Origin of the sequence: Rhodoplanes elegans, assembly GCF_016653355.1 — a bacterium.
In the GTDB taxonomy this organism is placed as follows: domain Bacteria; phylum Pseudomonadota; class Alphaproteobacteria; order Rhizobiales; family Xanthobacteraceae; genus Rhodoplanes; species Rhodoplanes elegans.
In genome coordinates, this window is record NZ_NHSK01000051.1 from 48259 (window position 1) to 64397 (window position 16139).

Here is a 16139-nt window from a genome sequence, read left to right on the forward strand (position 1 = left end):
GGATGACCGCATCGTCGACCACCCCGGTCCACACAACCTGCCCGTATTGCGGCGTCGGCTGCGGCGTCGTCGCGACGCCGGACGGGCAGGGGGGGCTCGCGATCGCCGGCGATCCGGAGCATCCGGCGAATGCCGGCCGGCTGTGCTCGAAGGGGGCGGCGCTCGGCGAGACGCTCAGCCTCTCGACCCGTCTCCTGCACCCGGAGGTCGATGGCCGCCGCACCCGCGGCACGCGGCTGATCGTGCTGGATCCGCGCCGCACCGCGACGGCCGAGGAGGCGGATCGGCACCTCGCGATCGCGCCGGGGCAGGACACGGTGCTGTTCGCCTATCTGCTCACGCAGATCGCCGAGATCGGTGCGCTCGACCGCGCGTTCATCGCGGCGCACACGACCGGCTTCGACGAGACGCTCGCCCGCGCCCGCGAGATCGCCCCGAGCCTCGCCACCGTCGCGGCCCGCACCGGCCTCTCCGACGGCGAGGTGAGCGCGTTCGTCACGGCGTGGCGCGATACCGAAAAGGTCGTGACCGTCTACTCGCAGGGCGTCAACCAGTCGGCGCAGGGCACCGACAAGGTGACCGGCATCGTCGCCTGTCATCTCGCCACCGGCCGCATCGGCAAGCCCGGCACGGGGCCGCTGTCGTTCACCGGGCAGCCGAACGCGATGGGCGGCCGCGAGGTCGGCGGCCTCGCCAACATGCTGGCGGCGCATATGGGCTTCGCGCTGGCCGAAATCGATCGCGTGCGCCGCTTCTGGGGCGCGCCGCACATCGTCACGGGCGAGGGGCTGAAGGCCGTCGATCTGTTCGACGCCGTCGCCGACGGTCGCATCAAGGCGCTCTGGGTGATGGGGACCAACCCGGCCGTGTCGCTGCCGCGCGCGGATGCAGTGCAGGCGGCGCTCGAGAAGCTCGAGCTGCTGATCGTCTCCGAGAACGTCGCGTCGAACGACACGCTCGCGGCCGGTGCTCACATCCGGTTGCCGGCCGCCGCGTGGAGCGAGAAGGACGGCACCGTCACCAACTCCGAACGGCGCATCTCACGCCAGCGCGCCGTGCTGTCGCTGCCCGGCGAGACGAAGCCGGACTGGTGGATCATGTCGCGCGTCGCGGCGCGGCTCGGTCACGCCGCGGCGTTCGCTTACACGGGCCCCGCCGCGATCTTTCGCGAGCACGCGGCCCTCTCCGGCTTCGAGAACGACGGCGCGCGCGCCTTCGACATCGCCGGTCTCGCCGATCTCACTGACAGCGAGTACGACGCGCTGGCGCCGGTCCAGTGGCCGGTGCTGCGCGGCACGCGCGCCGGCACGGCGCGGCTGTTCGGCGACGGCGGCTTCGTCACGGCCGACCGCCGCGCCCGTTTCGTGCCGGCCGCGATGCCGGCGCTCGCCGCGGCCGTGTCGCCGCGCTATCCGCTGCGGCTCAACACCGGCCGCATCCGCGACCAGTGGCACACGATGACGCGCACCGGGCTTTCGCCGCGGCTCGGCGCGCACCGGCCCGAGCCCTTCCTCGAAATCCATCCCGACGACGTCGCCCGCTTTGGCCTGTCTGACGGCGGCTTTGCCCGGGTCGAGACCGCGCATGGCAGCGCCGTGCTGCGCGTCGTCGCGACCGACGTGGTGCGGCCCGGCGAGATCTTCGCGCCGATCCACTGGACCGCCGAGACGTCGTCGCACGGCCGAGTCGGGCCGCTGGTGCAGGGCGCGACCGATCCGTATTCGGGCCAGCCCGAGGCGAAGGCGACTCCGGCGACCGTGGCGCCGGTGACGATGCGGCGCGCCGGCTTCGCGCTGTCGTGCGGGCCGTTGTCGCTGCCGCGGGATCTCTGGTGGTCACGGATCGCCGTGGCCGGCGGCTTCGCCTGGAGCCTTGCCGCGGACGCGCCGATCGAGACCCTGGCGCCCGCCATGCGTGCGCTGTTTCCGGATTGCGAATGCGCCGAGCTGCACGATCCCGCCCGCGACGTGATCAGGATCGCCGCGTTCGCCGACGGGCGGCTCGCCGGCGCCGTGTTTCTCGGTCCGGCTGGGCGGACGCCGCGTTGGGAGACGCTCGCGCCGTCGCTCGGCGAGACTTTTGCGCCGTCGACGCGCCTCGCGATGCTCTCGGGCCGCGCGCCGGACGGGGCCGCGGCATGCGGGCCGCTGGTCTGCTCGTGCTTCTCGGTCGGACGCGACGCGATCCTCGCGGCCGTCGCGGACGGTGCGACCGACACGGCCGCGATCGGTGCGGCCGTGAAGGCGGGCACCAATTGCGGCTCCTGCCTGCCCGAGCTGAAGCGGCTTCTCGCGGAGGCGTCCCGTGCCGCAGCCTGACCGCCATCCGGAGGAGACGCGCGCCGGTGGCCTCGCGCCGCTCGCCGTTCTGCCCGTGTTCGTGCCGCTGCGCGGACAGCGCGCCGTCGTGATCGGCGGCAATGCCGGAGCCGCCTGGAAGGCGCGTCTCCTCGCCTCCGCCGGCGCCCGCGTCGACGTGATCGCGGACGAGATGTCCGACGAGATGCGCGCCGCCCCGCAGTCGGTGCCGGACGGTATTGTCGTGCTCCATGCGCGCGGCTGGCGGCCCGACGACCTCGAGGCGGCGCGCGTCGTGATCGTCGCGGTGGAGGACGAGGCGGAGGCGCAGGCCGCCGTCGCGGCGGCGCGGCGCGCCGGCGCCATCGTCAACGCGGTCGACCGGCCGCATCTGTGCGACGTGCAGTTCGGCGCCATCGTCAACCGCTCGCCGCTCGTCGTCGGCATCTCGACCGATGGGGCCGCGCCGGTTCTCGCCCAGACGTTGCGCTCCAAGATCGAGGCGCTGATCCCGGTCGGCCTGGCGCGCTGGCTCGACGCCGCCAAGGCATGGCGGGCCGAGGTCGCCGGCCGCTTCGTCACGATGACGGCGCGCCGCGCCTTCTGGCAGCGCTTCGCCGACCGGGCTTTTCTCGAACCCGATCGCTGCCCGACCCGTGACGATCTCGACGATCTGCTCGCCGGCGATGCCGGCGCGAGCGAGGGCGCGATTACGCTGGTCGGTGCCGGCCCCGGCGCTCCCGAGCTGATGACGCTCAAGGCCGTGCGGGCGCTGCGCAGCGCCGACGTGGTCCTCTACGACGATCTCGTCTCGCCCGAGGTGCTCGCCTTCGCGCGACGTGAGGCCCGCACGCTCCTGGTCGGCAAGACCGGCCATCGCCCGTCCTGCCGGCAGGACGACATCAACGCCCTGATGGTCGGCCTCGCGCGGCAGGGCAAGCGCGTGGTGCGGCTGAAGAGCGGCGATCCCGGCGTGTTCGGGCGCGCCGGCGAGGAGATCGCGGCGGCGCGCGCCGCCGGGATCGCGGTCGCCGTGGTGCCGGGGGTCACGGCCGCGCAAGGCGCGGCGGCGAGCCTCTCCGTGTCGCTCACCGCCCGCGGTGTGGCGCGTCGCGTGCAGTACGTCACGGGTCACGATCGCGATGCACGCCTGCCTGACGATCTCGACGGCGCGGCGTTGGCCGATCCGTCCGTCACGACCGTCGTCTACATGCCGCGCAAGACCTTGCCGGCCCTGGTCGCGCGGGCGCTCGCCGCCGGGCTGCCGCCGACCACGCCGGCCGTCGCCGTGGCGAACGCGACCCGGACGGACGAGCGCGACGTGATCACGACCGTCGCTGCACTGGTGCACGACATCGACGCTCTGACGACCGGACCGTGCGTCGTGATAATCGGCGAGGCGATGCGCGCGGCGGCACGCGACGGCTGCTCCGACGACCTGAGTCCGTATTCGTCCCGAGGTCGGGCCTGCATGACCGCCATGCGGAATTCCGCCGCGGCGCGCGTCTGATCACGTCGGATCACGACGCCAGGGCGCTCGGGACGGACCTGCAGGGTCGCCGCGTTTACGATTTCCACGATGGCGTGGTCGCCCTGAAATGCCACGGCCCGTTGCATGTTTCCATATTCGCGACAGGCGCGTGACGCCGAAACCGGTAACGCTCCGGCCCGGGGTCGAGACGAATTCTAGATAATATTTTTGGGTTCTTTATTAGTAAGTGCTCATAACCACGGCTATCACCTGTTAAGTCTGGCTTAAAGCCGGACCGGGTAAGTCCCGTGGCGGAAAGACCAAAGGCGGCAATGCGATAATCGCATCGCCCCGACGATCGCCACAGGTGTGTACCGTGATCAGTCCCAACCAGAATGCTGTCCCGGAGGTCGCAGTCCTCGACCTCGCCGGTGCGCAGACGGTCCGCACCATCGCGGCTGCGCACGAGCGACTCCGGACCGAGCTCGACCGTGCCGTCGCGGTGCGGATCCGGCTCGACGACGTCTCCGAGTTCGACCTCACGCTCGTCCAGCTCCTGCTCGCCGCCCGGCGCAGCGCGCGTGCGGCCGGCAAGTCTCTCGATCTCGCCGCGCCCGCCGGGGGCGCGCTGCGCCGCGCGCTCGATCGCGCCGGCTTTCTCGCCGTCGATCCCGCCGACCCGTGCGGCGGCGCCCCGTTCTGGCTGCAAGCAACGGATCATCCATGAGCAAGACCATCCTCAACGTCGACGACTCCGCCAGCGTGCGCCAGATGGTGCAGCTCACGCTGCAGGGCGCCGGATACCGCGTGCTGCAGGCGAACGACGGCGCCGACGGCCTCGCCAAGGCGAAGGCCAATCCGGTCGACATGATCGTGACGGATCTCAACATGCCGGTGATGAACGGCCTCGCGCTGATCCGCGAGCTGCGCAAGCTGCCGACCTATCGCGGCGTGCCGATCCTGTTCCTCACCACCGAATCCGACGCCAACGTGAAAAAGGAGGCCAAGGAGGCGGGCGCCACCGGCTGGATCACCAAGCCGTTCCAGCAAGACCAGCTCGTCGCCGTGGTCAGGAAGGTCCTCGGCGCATGACCATCGTCGATGCAGCGGACACGTTCCGCCAGGAAGCCCAGGAGCTCTTGGAGCAGCTCGAGCACACGCTCCTCGACCTCGAGCATCGGCCCGGCGACGCCGACCTGATCGACGCCGCCTTCCGGGCGCTCCATACGTTGAAGGGCTCGGGCGCGATGTTCGGTTTCGACCGGCTGGCCGCCTTCACGCATCACGTCGAGACCGCGTTCGATCGCGTCCGCAAGGGCGAGGTGGCGGCGACGGCCGAGCTGATCGCGCTCACCCTCCACGCGAAGGATCAGATGCGCCGTCTGATCGAGGCGCCGGCCGACGCCGACGAGGCGGCCAGCGACACGATTCTGCGCGGGCTCCACCTGATCCTGGCGAGCGGGCCGACGAGCAGCACGGCGCGCGACGCCGTCGACGGCGCGGCACGGTCGCAGGCGCCGGCCCCGGCGGCCGCCGCCGAGCAGACGTTCCGGGTGACGTTCCGCCTGCCCAAGGGCGCGATGGCGACCGGCACCAACCCGCTCCTGCTGATCGAGGACCTTCATTCGCTCGGCACCGCGACCGTGGTGGCGCGCACCGGCGAGGTTCCCGGGCTCGAGGAGATCGACCCGCTCGATTGTCACGTCGGCTGGGAGGTGCTGCTCACCACCGCCAAGCCGCGCGACGCCATCGAGGAGGTGTTCATGTTCCTCCTCGACGACATGGAGCTGGGCATCGAGCTGGCCGCGCCGGCCGCCGCCGCGGCGGTGCCGCAGGCTCCGTCGACCGACGTGCCGGCCCTGTCCGATACGGCGGCCGTGTGGAGCACGCTCGATCGGCGCAGCGACGTCGGCGCGTCTCCGAGCGCGCCTCGCGAAGCGCCCCGCGCCGAGACGCGCGCCGCGACTCCGGCCGAGACCGCCGCCCCCGGCGCAACGGGCCAGGCCGCGTCCGCCACCGGTCCGGGAGCGGCCACCGGCCGCCACGGCGCCGGCAGCATCCGGGTGCCGGCGGAGCGGCTCGACGAGCTGATGGACCGGGTCGGCGAGCTCGTCATCGCCCAGTCGCGCCTGAAGCAGATCGCCGCCGCCTCGCACGACCCGCAGGTGAAGTCCGTCACCGAGGAGATCGAGCGCCTCGCCCGCGAGCTGCAGGACACCACAATGGGCGTCCGCATGATGCCGATCGGCTCGCTGTTCGGCCGCTTCCGCCGGCTCGTCCACGACCTCTCGCGCGACCTCGGGAAGGACATCGAGCTGATCACCTCGGGCGAGGAGACCGAGCTCGACAAGACCGTGATCGAGCGCCTCGCCGATCCGCTCGTCCACCTCATCCGCAACGCCGCCGATCACGGCCTCGAGCAACGCGACGGGCGCGCCGCCGCCGGCAAGCCGGCGACCGGCCGCGTCTCGCTCACCGCCCGCCACGCCGGCGCCGCGGTGCTGATCTCGGTCGGCGACGACGGCCGCGGGCTCGACCGCGACCGCATTCAGGCGCGCGCCGAGGAGAACGGTCTGATCGCGCCGGGCGCCCGGCTCGCCGACGAGGAGCTGTTCAAGATCATCTTCGCGCCGGGCTTCTCGACGGCCCGCGAGGTGACGAACCTGTCCGGCCGCGGCGTCGGCATGGACGTGGTGAAGCGCACCATCGACGACCTGCGCGGCTCGATCGACGTCAAGAGCACGCCCGGTCACGGCTCCGAGGTGACGCTGCGCCTGCCCCTCACGCTGGCCATCATCGACGGCCTCCTGGTGCGGGTCGGCAAGGGCCGCTACGTCATCCCGCTCGGCGCGGTCGAGGAGTGCGTCGAGCTCACCCCGGAGGAGGATCTGCGCGCCAAGGGCCGCTGCTTCCTCAACATCCGGGGCGATCTCGTTCCCTATATCCGGCTGCGCGAGCAGTTCGCGTCCCGGCTGCCGCCCGATCCCTATCAGAAGGTCGTCATCGTCTCGGCCGGCGGCTTCCGGGTCGGCCTCGTGGTCGACCAGGTGATCGGCGATCATCAGACCGTCATCAAGTCGCTGTCGCGGCTGCACGCCGGCATCGGGGTGTTCTCCGGCGCCACCATCCTGGGCGACGGCAGCGTCGCCCTGATCCTCGACGTGCCGCAACTCGTCGCCGACGGGCAGGCCTCCGAGGAGCGGCTCAAGGCCGCGAGCTGAGCCGCGAAGGATCACGCCATGAACCGCTTCGAAACGTCCGATCACGTTGCCGGCCGGCCCCTCGAGGTGCTGACCATGGATCTGCAGGGCCAGACCTTCGCGCTGGAGGCCTCCCAGGTCCGCGAGATCCTCGATCTCGTGCCCGTCACCGAGGTGCCCGGCAGCGAGCCCTTCGTCAACGGGCTCATCAACGTGCGCGGCAAGGTCGTGCCGCTCGCCGATCTGCGCCTGAAGTTCGGCATGGAGCAGGCGCCCGACACGATCGACACCCGCATCGTGGTCACCGAAATCGAGATCGACCGGGTGCCGACGGTGATCGGCATCCGGGCCGACAAGGTGCACGAGGTGACCGAGCTCGCCGCCTCGGCGCTGGAGGACGTGCCGCGGGTCGGCACCCGCTGGCGGCAGGACTATATCCGCTTCATCGGCAAGCGCGGCGACGACTTCATCGTCGTTCCCGATCTCGCCCGCATTCTGTCACCGTCGTCCGCCGATCCGGGCCTCGACGCAACCAAGTCAGAGCGACGACCGACCTGCACGCCGGCCGCGCGTTCAGGAGACCTATGATGCGCTTCACGATCAAGCTCAAGCTGGCCCTCGCCTTCGCCGTGGTCATCGTCCTGTCCGGCGTCACGGCCTGGCTCGGCATCTCGAACCTCGCCTCGCTGGACGCCACCCTCAGTGCATTGGTCGATGGACCGGCGAAGCGCCTGGAGGCGTCGCAGCGCCGCAACCTCGACGTGATGGCGTTGGTCCGGGCCGAGAAGAACTTCGTGCTCGCGACCGACAAGGAGACGACCGCTCGCTACGAAGCCGAGATGCTCGACCTGCGGCAGGCGATCCTCAAGCAGGTCGACGCGGACGAGGCCGCCTCCACGGCGGTCGGGAAGCCGATCTGGGCGGCAATTCGCACGAATATCCAGCAGCTCGGAATGGTGCACGATCGGATGCGCGACGCCGCGCGCCGCGGCGACCGGGAAGAAGCCCGCGAGCTGTCGGCCACGGCGGCCCGCCAGCATGTGGTCGACGCTCAGAAGAATCTCGACCAGATCACCGGCATCCTGCGCAACTGGCTGCAGGACGCCAAGAAGGCCGCGACCGACCAGTACGAGAGCGCCCGCAACCTGATGCTCGGCGTCGTCGGGGCCTCGCTCCTGTTCGCCGCCGTGATCGCGATCTGGATGGCGACCAGCATCAGCCGCAGCCTCGCCCGCGCCGGCGCGCTCGCCCAGGCCGTCGCCGCCGGCGACCTCACCCGGACCGTCGACACCGCGTCCAAGGACGAGATCGGCGACCTCATCGGCCACGTCAACGCGATGGTGGAGAAGCTGCGCCAGGTCGTCGCCGAGGCGCTCGCCGCCGCCGACAACGTGTCGGCCGGCAGCCAGGAGCTGTCGTCGAGCGCCGAGGAGCTGTCGGAAGGTGCGACCGAGCAGGCCGCGTCGGCCGAGGAGGCGTCGTCCTCGATGGAGGAGATGGCGGCGAACATCAAGCAGAACGCCGACAACGCGACCCAGACGGAGACGATCGCCCGCAAGTCGGCGACCGATGCCGAGTCGAGCGGCGACGCGGTCGGGCGCGCCGTCGAAGCGATGCGCACCATCGCCGAGAAGATCACCATCGTGCAGGAGATCGCGCGCCAGACCGATCTGCTCGCGCTGAACGCGGCCGTCGAGGCGGCGCGCGCCGGCGAGCACGGCAAGGGCTTCGCGGTCGTCGCTTCGGAGGTGAGAAAGCTCGCCGAGCGCAGCCAGACCGCGGCGGCCGAGATCGGCACGCTGTCGTCGCAGACCGTCAAGGCTGCGCAGGAGGCCGGCGAGATGCTGACGCGGCTGGTGCCGGACATCCGCCGGACCGCCGAGCTGGTGTCGGAGATCAGCGCGGCATGCCGCGAGCAGGACATCGGCGCCGAGCAGATCAACACGGCGATCCAGCAGCTCGACAAGGTGACGCAGCAGAACGCGTCCGCCTCGGAAGAGATGTCGGCGACGTCCGAGGAGCTCGCCGCCCAGGCCGAGCAGCTCCAGGCCAGCATCGCCTACTTCCGCACCGACGAGAGCGCGGCGGCGGTGCCTGCGGCGACCGTGCGGCGTACGACGGCCGGCAAGGTCGCGGCCGTAAAGGCGGCGGCGGAGCGCCCGGCGCGTCCGGTCGGCAAGGCGGCGAGCGGCGCCAACAAGCTCGTCGATCAGGTGCGCGCCGCCTATGCGACGCCCGCCCGGGCGCCCGGCAAGGCCGGCTTCCGCCTCGACATGACGTCCGGCGGGCCTGACGCACACGACGTTCAATTCGAGCGGGCGAGCTGACCCATGACGCAGACCAGTGCCGGCGATACCTTCTATGTGACCATCGGGATCGGCCGCGAGATCTTCGCCGTTCCCGTCTCCATGGTGCTCGAGATCCTGCCGACCCAGCAGGTGTTCCGTATCCCCGACGCGCCGGCCCATCTCGACGGTCTGATCGACGTGCGCGGTCGCGCCGTCGCGGTCATCGACCTGCGGACCCGGCTCGGCCTGCCGCGCATCGCGAGCGACGAGCAGACCCGCATCGTCGTGCTCGACGTGCCGCTGCCCGGCCGCACCCTGGCCATCGGCCTCACCGCCGATCGGGTGTTCGAGGTGGCGGCTCTCGACGAGGGGCGGCTCGAGCCGCCGCCCGACATCGGCACGGCGTGGAGCCACGACCACATCCTCGGCGTCGGCCGCCACCGCGGCGGGTTCGTCGCCGTGCTCGACATCGTCCGCCTGTTCACGTCGGACCCCGCCGTCCTCACCGCGCAGCGGGCCATGCCCGCGGCCCGGGACGACGGTTCGGCGCCGGCCGTGCGAGCCGCCTGACGTCTATCTGACGTACCCCCTGAAGTGTCCTTGCCAGGAATGCCCCGATGCGACTCACGATCAAGCTGAAGCTCGCTCTCGCCTTCGCGACCATCATCGTCTTGTCCGGCGTCACGGCCTGGCTCGGTATCTCCAATCTCGCTTCCCTCGACCAGACGCTGCAGCGCATGGTCGACGGGCCGATGCAGCGTATGCAGTTCTCGCTCGAGCTGAATGGTGAGCTGTTGACGCTGGTGCGGGCAGAGAAGAACCTCATCACGGCGTCATCGAAGGAAGAGACGGACCGGTTCGAGACCGAGATGGCCGCGATCCGTCAGTCGATCGGCGCGGCGCTCGAGAAGGGCGAGGCGTCAGCGGCGGCCGAACGTCGCCCGCTCTGGGTTTCGGGACGAACCGCGTTTCAACAGTACACGCTTGTTCAGGACAAGATTCGCGAGGCGATGCGACGCGGCGAGCAGAATGAGGCTCGTACACTCTCCGGCACGGTCGCGCGTCAGCACGTCGGCGACGTTCAGAAGCATCTCCGGTCCATTATCGATGCGAACCAGAAGATCCTCGCGCAGGCCAAGGTCAACGCGGCCGAGCAGTACGAGGGCGCCCGCACGATGCTGATCGGCCTCGTCGCCTTCGCGCTCGTGACCGCGGTCGGCACCGCGGTGTTCATGGCGCTGTCGATCAGCCGTGGTCTCGCCAAGGCCGGCACGCTCGCTCAGGCAGTCGCGATCGGCGATCTGAGCCAGGAGATCGAGGTCAAGTCGAACGACGAGATCAAGGACCTGGTCGACTCGCTCAACCAGATGACGGGCAACCTGCGCACCAACGCCCAGGTCGCCGACACGATCGCCAACGGCGACCTCACCGTGCGGGTGGAGCGCTTCTCCGACAAGGACACGCTCGGAATCGCGCTGGAGCGAATGGTCACGAAGCTGCGCCAGGTGGTGGCTGAGTCGCTCTCCGCCGCCGACAATGTGTCGGCCGGCAGCCAGGAGCTGTCATCGAGCTCGGAAGAGCTGTCGCAGGGCGCGACCGAGCAGGCCGCCTCGGCCGAGGAGGCATCGTCCTCGATGGAGGAGATGGCCTCCAACATCAAGCAGAACGCCGACAACGCGACGCAGACCGAGAAGATCGCCCGCCAGTCCTCCGAGGATGCCGAGAAGAGCGGCGAGGCGGTCGGCCGGGCCGTCGAGGCGATGCGCACCATCGCCGAGAAGATCACCATCGTGCAGGAGATCGCCCGCCAGACCGACCTGCTCGCGCTCAACGCGGCCGTCGAGGCGGCGCGCGCCGGCGAGCACGGCAAGGGTTTTGCCGTCGTCGCGTCGGAGGTGAGGAAGCTCGCCGAGCGCAGCCAGACCGCGGCGGCTGAGATCGGGACGCTGTCGTCGCAGACCGTCAAGGCGGCGCAGGAAGCTGGCGAGATGCTCACGCGCCTCGTGCCGGACATCCGCAAGACCGCCGAGCTGGTGTCGGAGATCAGCGCGGCGTGCCGCGAGCAGGACATCGGCGCCGAGCAGATCAATCAGGCGATCCAGCAGCTCGACAAGGTGACGCAGCAGAACGCCTCGGCGTCGGAAGAGATGTCGGCGACCTCGGAGGAGCTCGCCGCGCAGGCCGAGCAGCTGCAGACCAGCATCGCCTATTTCCGCACCGACGACAGCGCCGCGGCCGCGCCCGTCGCGGCGCGCCGTCCGGCGCCGGGTCGGGCGATGGCCGGCAAGGCTCTGACCAAGACGGCTGCATCGGAGGCGCCGGCGCGCGCGGCCGCGCGTCCGGCCGCGGGCGGCGCCAACAAGCTCGTCGAGCAGGTGCGGCAGGCCTACGCCCAGCCGCAGGCCAAAACCCAGACGCGCGGCGGCTTCAAGCTCGATCTCTCGGCCGGCGGCCCGGACGCGCACGACGCGCAGTTCGAGCGCGCGAGCTGACACACACCTTCGGCGCCGCGGGGGCGGCGGGTTCGCCCCCGCTCCCCGCGGTGCCGCCACCCCCGCTCCGGCGGGTCATCGCCCGACAGCCCGATCCGTCACGACCGCCCCGGCAGGTAACCCATGCGACTCACGATCAAGCTGAAGCTCGCGCTCGCCTTCGCGACCATCATCGTCCTGTCCGGCGTTACGGCCTGGCTCGGAATCACCAATCTCGCATCGATGGACGCGACGCTCGAGCGGGTCACCGAAGGACCCGTCAAGCGCATGCAGATGTCACTCGAGCTGAACAACAACCTGTTGTTGTTGGTCCGCGCCGAGAAGAACCTGGTCATGGCCGCGAGCAAGGACCAGGCGCAGGCCTACGACGCCGAGATCGCCAAGGATCGCCAGCTCCTGATCTCCCGGATCGAGAAGGCGGACGAGACCGCGACCGCACAGAACAAGCCATTGTGGGTCGCGATACGCTCGGCGATGCAGCAGCTCGCCACCATTCAGGACCGTCTGCGCGAGCACATTCGCCAGGGCGATGTCGAGCACGCCCGCGAGCTGTCGACCGGGCAGGGCCGCCAGGCCGTGGCCGAGATGCAGAAGAACCTCAACACGGTCGTCGAGATCAACCAGCGTCGCCTCGAGGAGGTCAAGCAGGCCGCCAAGCAGGACTACGAAAGCGCCCGGACCCTGATGCTCGCGGTCGTCGCGGCCGCGATTCTGATCGCCGCCGGCATCGCGGTCTGGATGGCGCTGTCGATCAGCCGCGGTCTCGCCAAGGCCGGCGAGTTGGCTCAAGCCGTGGCGCTCGGCGACCTCGATCAGACGGTCGTCGTGAAGTCGAACGACGAGATCAAGGATCTGGTCGATTCGCTCAGTCGGATGACCACCAATCTGCGTGCCACCGCGGCGATCGCCGACAAGATCGCCGAGGGCGACCTGAACGTCGCGTTCAAGCGGCTCTCCGACAAGGACGCGCTCGGCATCGCCTTCGAGCGCATGACCGCCAATCTGCGCACCAATGCCGAGGTGGCGGACATGATCGCCGGTGGCGACCTGACCGTGCAGGTGCGGCGCTTCTCGGATCGCGACATGCTCGGCATCGCGCTCGAGCAGATGGTGGAGAAGCTGCGCCAGGTGGTCGCCGAGGCGCTGACGGCCGCCGACAACGTCTCCTCGGGCAGCCAGGAGCTGTCGTCGAGCTCGGAGGAGCTGTCGCAGGGCGCGACCGAACAAGCGGCCTCGGCCGAGGAGGCGTCCTCCTCGATGGAGGAGATGGCGGCGAACATCAAGCAGAATGCCGACAATGCGACCCAGACCGAGACGATCGCCCGCAAGTCGGCGGCCGACGCCGAGTCGAGCGGCGACGCCGTCGCCCGCGCCGTCGAGGCGATGCGCACCATCGCCGAGAAGATCACGATCGTGCAGGAGATCGCGCGGCAGACCGACCTGCTCGCCCTCAACGCTGCCGTCGAGGCGGCGCGCGCCGGCGAGCACGGCAAGGGCTTCGCGGTCGTGGCCTCGGAGGTGCGCAAGCTCGCCGAGCGCAGCCAGACCGCGGCGGCCGAGATCGGCACGCTGTCGTCGCAGACCGTCAAGGCCGCTCAGGAGGCCGGCGAGATGCTCACGCGACTCGTCCCGGATATCCGGCGGACGGCCGAGCTCGTCTCCGAGATCAGCGCGGCCTGCCGCGAGCAGGATATCGGCGCGGAGCAGATCAACCAGGCGATCCAGCAACTCGACAAGGTGACGCAGCAGAACGCCTCGGCCTCCGAAGAGATGTCGGCGACCTCGGAGGAGCTCGCGGCCCAGGCCGAGCAGCTGCAGTCCAGCATCGCGTACTTCCGCACCGACGAGAGCGGGGTGGCGTCCGCCACGGCGCGTCGTCCTGCGGCAGGCCGGTCGCCGGTCGGCAAGGCGTCGGCCAAGGCGGTGGCGGCCGAGCCCGCGGTGCGCGCTGCGCGTCCGGCCGCGGGCGGCGCCAACAAGCTCGTCGATCAGGTGCGGGCCGCCTACGCCCAGCCGCAGGCCAAGACCCAGACGCGCGGCGGCTACAAGCTCGACCTCTCGTCGGGCGGGCCGGACGCGCACGATGCGCAGTTCGAGCGCGCGAGCTGAGGCGGGCCGGGATCGTGAGCCGAGCACTCGCCAAGGCGTCCGCCGACGCTGGTACAGGAGCCGCCGAGCCGAGCTGGGTCGACGGCCACGACCGGCTGGGCGCGCGGGACTTCCAGCGCCTCGCCGCCTTCATCCACGACTACAGCGGCATCAAGGTGCCGCCTTCGAAGTCGACCATGATCGAGGGGCGGCTGCGCAAGCGCGTCCGCGCCCTCGGCATGCGCAGCCTCGACGAGTACTGCAAGTATCTCTTCAACGATCAGGGACTGGCCGCCGAGGAGGTCCATCTGATCGACGTGGTCACCACCAACAAGACCGAGTTCTTCCGCGAGCCGGAGCATTTCCGCATCCTAACGGACAGCGTCCTGCCGCAGATCGCCGCCGAGCGGCGGATCTCGGTGCGCTCGCCCGTAAAGGTGTGGAGCGCCGCCGCGTCGACGGGCGCGGAGGCCTACACGATCGCCATGGTCCTCGCCGAGCAGCAGCGCCGCACGCCCGAGTTGTCCGGCGTCGTCTACGCGACTGACATCTGCACCGAGGTTCTCGGCACCGCCCAGGGCGGCATCTTCCCGGTGGAGATGGTGACGCCGGTGCCGCCCGAGATGCGAACCCGCTACGTGATGCGGGCGAAGGATCGGTCGTCGCGGCTCGTGCGGATGGTGCCGGAGCTGCGCGCCATGGTGCAGTTCGGCCGCCTCAACCTGATGGACGCGAGCTACGCGATGGAGCGCGACCTCGACATCGTGTTCTGCCGCAACGTTCTCATCTATTTCGACAAGCCGACGCAACTCGCGGTGCTGCGCCGGCTCTGCGATCATCTTCGGCCGGGAGGCTGGCTGTTCCTCGGCCATTCCGAGACGCTGTCGGGCTTTGACCTGCCGGTACGGCCGGCCGGCACGGCCGTCTATCGTCGGAGCTGAGCCATGGCGGCACCGGTCCGGGTCCTGGTCGTCGACGACTCCGCCTCGGTGCGGCAGACGCTGGCCGGCATCCTGGCCGAGGATCCGGACATCGAGGTGATCGGGACGGCGTCCGATCCGTTTGTGGCCGCGAAGCGGATCCAGTCCGAGGTGCCGGACGTGATCACGCTCGACGTCGAGATGCCCCGCATGGACGGCATCACGTTCCTGCGCAAGCTGATGAGCCAGCGTCCGGTGCCCGTGGTGATGTGCTCGTCGCTCACCGAGGCCGGCTCCGAGACGCTGGTCCAGGCGCTGGAGGCCGGCGCCGTCGACGTCATCCAGAAGCCCCGGATGGGCGTCACCCAGTTCCTGATCGAGTCGCGGCTGCGCATCTGCGACGCCGTCAAGGCGGCGGCGCGCGCACGGCTGCACTGCTTGCCGCGGCGATCGACGCTCGCGGTTCAGAAGAAGCTGACCGCCGACGTGATGCTGGCGCCGCCGCGCGCCAGCCAGGCCATGGCGCGCACCACCGAGACCGTGATCTGCATCTGCGCTTCGACGGGCGGCACCGAGTCGCTGCGCGCCGTGCTCGAGGTGCTGCCGGCCGACTGCCCACCGATCCTGATCGTCCAGCACATGCCGGAGATGTTCACGGCCGCCTTCGCGCGCCGTCTGAACGGCCTGTGCGCCGTCGAGGTCAAGGAGGCCGCCGATGGCGACACGGCGCTGCGCGGCCGCGTGCTGATCGCACCGGGCGATCGTCACATGATGCTCCAGCGCAGCGGCGCGCGCTATTACGTCGGCATCAAGAACGGGCCGCTCGTGTCGCGTCACCGGCCGTCGGTCGACGTGCTGTTCCGCTCGGCCGCGCGCTACGCGGGGGCGAACGCGGTCGGCATCATCATGACCGGGATGGGCGACGACGGCGCCCGCGGGCTCCTCGAGATGAAGCAGGCCGGCGCCCACACGGTCGCCCAGGACGAGGCCACCTCGGTGGTGTTCGGCATGCCCAAGGAGGCGATCGCGCTCGGCGCCGCCGACCGCGTGCTGCCGCTCGATCGCCTGCCCGCCGAGATTCTTCGCGCCGGCGGCTGACACGCGGCGGTCCGGGAAGCACCGGGCGGGCGGTCTCAAACCGATCCAGTTTATCGATTCGCCGTCATTCCGGGGCGCGGCGAAGCCGCGAACCCGGAACCCAGCGATGGGCTCCGCATTCTGGGTTGGATTCCGGGTTCGGCGCGGAGCCTGTGCTCGGGCGGCGCGAAGCGCCGACCCGAGTTCGCTGCCCCGGAATGACGGCGAGCTGATCAACCGAGATGTGGCTCAGAACAGGAAATCGTCGACACTCGCCTCGGCGGCCGGCGCGGCTACGGCAGCGCT

General features: G+C 70.5%; 12 protein-coding genes. All 12 read left to right on the forward strand.

Annotated elements, in window-relative coordinates:
• Positions 1–2: 2 nt before the first annotated feature.
• Positions 3–2318 (forward strand): nitrate reductase, encoded by a 2316-nt coding sequence (locus CCR97_RS04495; RefSeq protein WP_201159331.1) that lies wholly within the window; start codon positions 3–5, stop codon positions 2316–2318.
• Positions 2305–3807 (forward strand): siroheme synthase CysG, encoded by a 1503-nt coding sequence (gene cysG / locus CCR97_RS04500; RefSeq protein WP_201159332.1) that lies wholly within the window; start codon positions 2305–2307, stop codon positions 3805–3807. The genes CCR97_RS04495 and cysG overlap by 14 nt, the downstream gene beginning before the upstream one ends.
• A gap of 337 nt (positions 3808–4144) precedes the next feature.
• Entirely contained in the window at positions 4145–4495 is a 351-nt protein-coding gene (locus CCR97_RS04505) for an STAS domain-containing protein (protein ID WP_201159333.1), read from the forward strand.
• The gene (locus CCR97_RS04510) at positions 4492–4860 is read left to right on the forward strand and encodes a response regulator (protein WP_111358603.1); all 369 of its coding nucleotides are present in this window, start codon (positions 4492–4494) and stop codon (positions 4858–4860) included. Before CCR97_RS04505 ends, CCR97_RS04510 begins: the two co-directional genes overlap by 4 nt.
• The gene (locus tag CCR97_RS04515; protein WP_111358602.1) at positions 4857–6989 is read left to right on the forward strand and encodes a chemotaxis protein CheA; all 2133 of its coding nucleotides are present in this window, start codon (positions 4857–4859) and stop codon (positions 6987–6989) included. Before CCR97_RS04510 ends, CCR97_RS04515 begins: the two co-directional genes overlap by 4 nt.
• Positions 6990–7007: 18 nt before the next feature.
• Positions 7008–7556: a chemotaxis protein CheW gene (locus tag CCR97_RS04520; protein WP_111358601.1), complete on the forward strand. Its 549-nt coding sequence runs from the start codon at positions 7008–7010 to the stop codon at positions 7554–7556.
• Positions 7556–9295: a methyl-accepting chemotaxis protein gene (locus CCR97_RS04525; RefSeq protein ID WP_111358600.1), complete on the forward strand. Its 1740-nt coding sequence runs from the start codon at positions 7556–7558 to the stop codon at positions 9293–9295. Before CCR97_RS04520 ends, CCR97_RS04525 begins: the two co-directional genes overlap by 1 nt.
• 3 nt (positions 9296–9298) lie before the next feature.
• Positions 9299–9826 (forward strand): chemotaxis protein CheW, encoded by a 528-nt coding sequence (locus CCR97_RS04530; protein WP_111358599.1) that lies wholly within the window; start codon positions 9299–9301, stop codon positions 9824–9826.
• A gap of 47 nt (positions 9827–9873) precedes the next feature.
• Positions 9874–11748 carry a methyl-accepting chemotaxis protein gene (locus tag CCR97_RS04535; protein ID WP_201159334.1) on the forward strand — a complete coding sequence of 625 codons (1875 nt, stop codon included), beginning with the start codon at positions 9874–9876 and terminating at the stop codon, positions 11746–11748.
• Between the two features lie 123 nt (positions 11749–11871).
• Positions 11872–13857, forward strand: a complete 1986-nt coding sequence (locus tag CCR97_RS04540) for a methyl-accepting chemotaxis protein (RefSeq protein ID WP_111359815.1) — start codon at positions 11872–11874, stop codon at positions 13855–13857.
• A 95-nt stretch (positions 13858–13952) separates the two neighbouring features.
• Entirely contained in the window at positions 13953–14777 is an 825-nt protein-coding gene (locus CCR97_RS04545; RefSeq protein ID WP_244670263.1) for a CheR family methyltransferase, read from the forward strand.
• Between the two features lie 3 nt (positions 14778–14780).
• On the forward strand, positions 14781–15854 hold the full coding sequence (locus CCR97_RS04550; RefSeq protein WP_111359816.1) for a protein-glutamate methylesterase/protein-glutamine glutaminase: 1074 nt from the start codon (positions 14781–14783) through the stop codon (positions 15852–15854).
• Positions 15855–16139 lie beyond the last annotated feature (285 nt).

Coding starts and splice junctions, on each gene's coding strand:
- CCR97_RS04495 (WP_201159331.1), top strand. CDS start 3: ATGACCGCATCGTCGACCACCCCGGTCCACACAACCTGCCCGTATTGC.
- CCR97_RS04550 (WP_111359816.1), top strand. CDS start 14,781: ATGGCGGCACCGGTCCGGGTCCTGGTCGTCGACGACTCCGCCTCGGTG.
- CCR97_RS04520 (WP_111358601.1), top strand. CDS start 7,008: ATGAACCGCTTCGAAACGTCCGATCACGTTGCCGGCCGGCCCCTCGAG.
- CCR97_RS04525 (WP_111358600.1), top strand. CDS start 7,556: ATGCGCTTCACGATCAAGCTCAAGCTGGCCCTCGCCTTCGCCGTGGTC.
- CCR97_RS04515 (WP_111358602.1), top strand. CDS start 4,857: ATGACCATCGTCGATGCAGCGGACACGTTCCGCCAGGAAGCCCAGGAG.
- CCR97_RS04510 (WP_111358603.1), top strand. CDS start 4,492: ATGAGCAAGACCATCCTCAACGTCGACGACTCCGCCAGCGTGCGCCAG.
- CCR97_RS04540 (WP_111359815.1), top strand. CDS start 11,872: ATGCGACTCACGATCAAGCTGAAGCTCGCGCTCGCCTTCGCGACCATC.
- CCR97_RS04535 (WP_201159334.1), top strand. CDS start 9,874: ATGCGACTCACGATCAAGCTGAAGCTCGCTCTCGCCTTCGCGACCATC.
- CCR97_RS04530 (WP_111358599.1), top strand. CDS start 9,299: ATGACGCAGACCAGTGCCGGCGATACCTTCTATGTGACCATCGGGATC.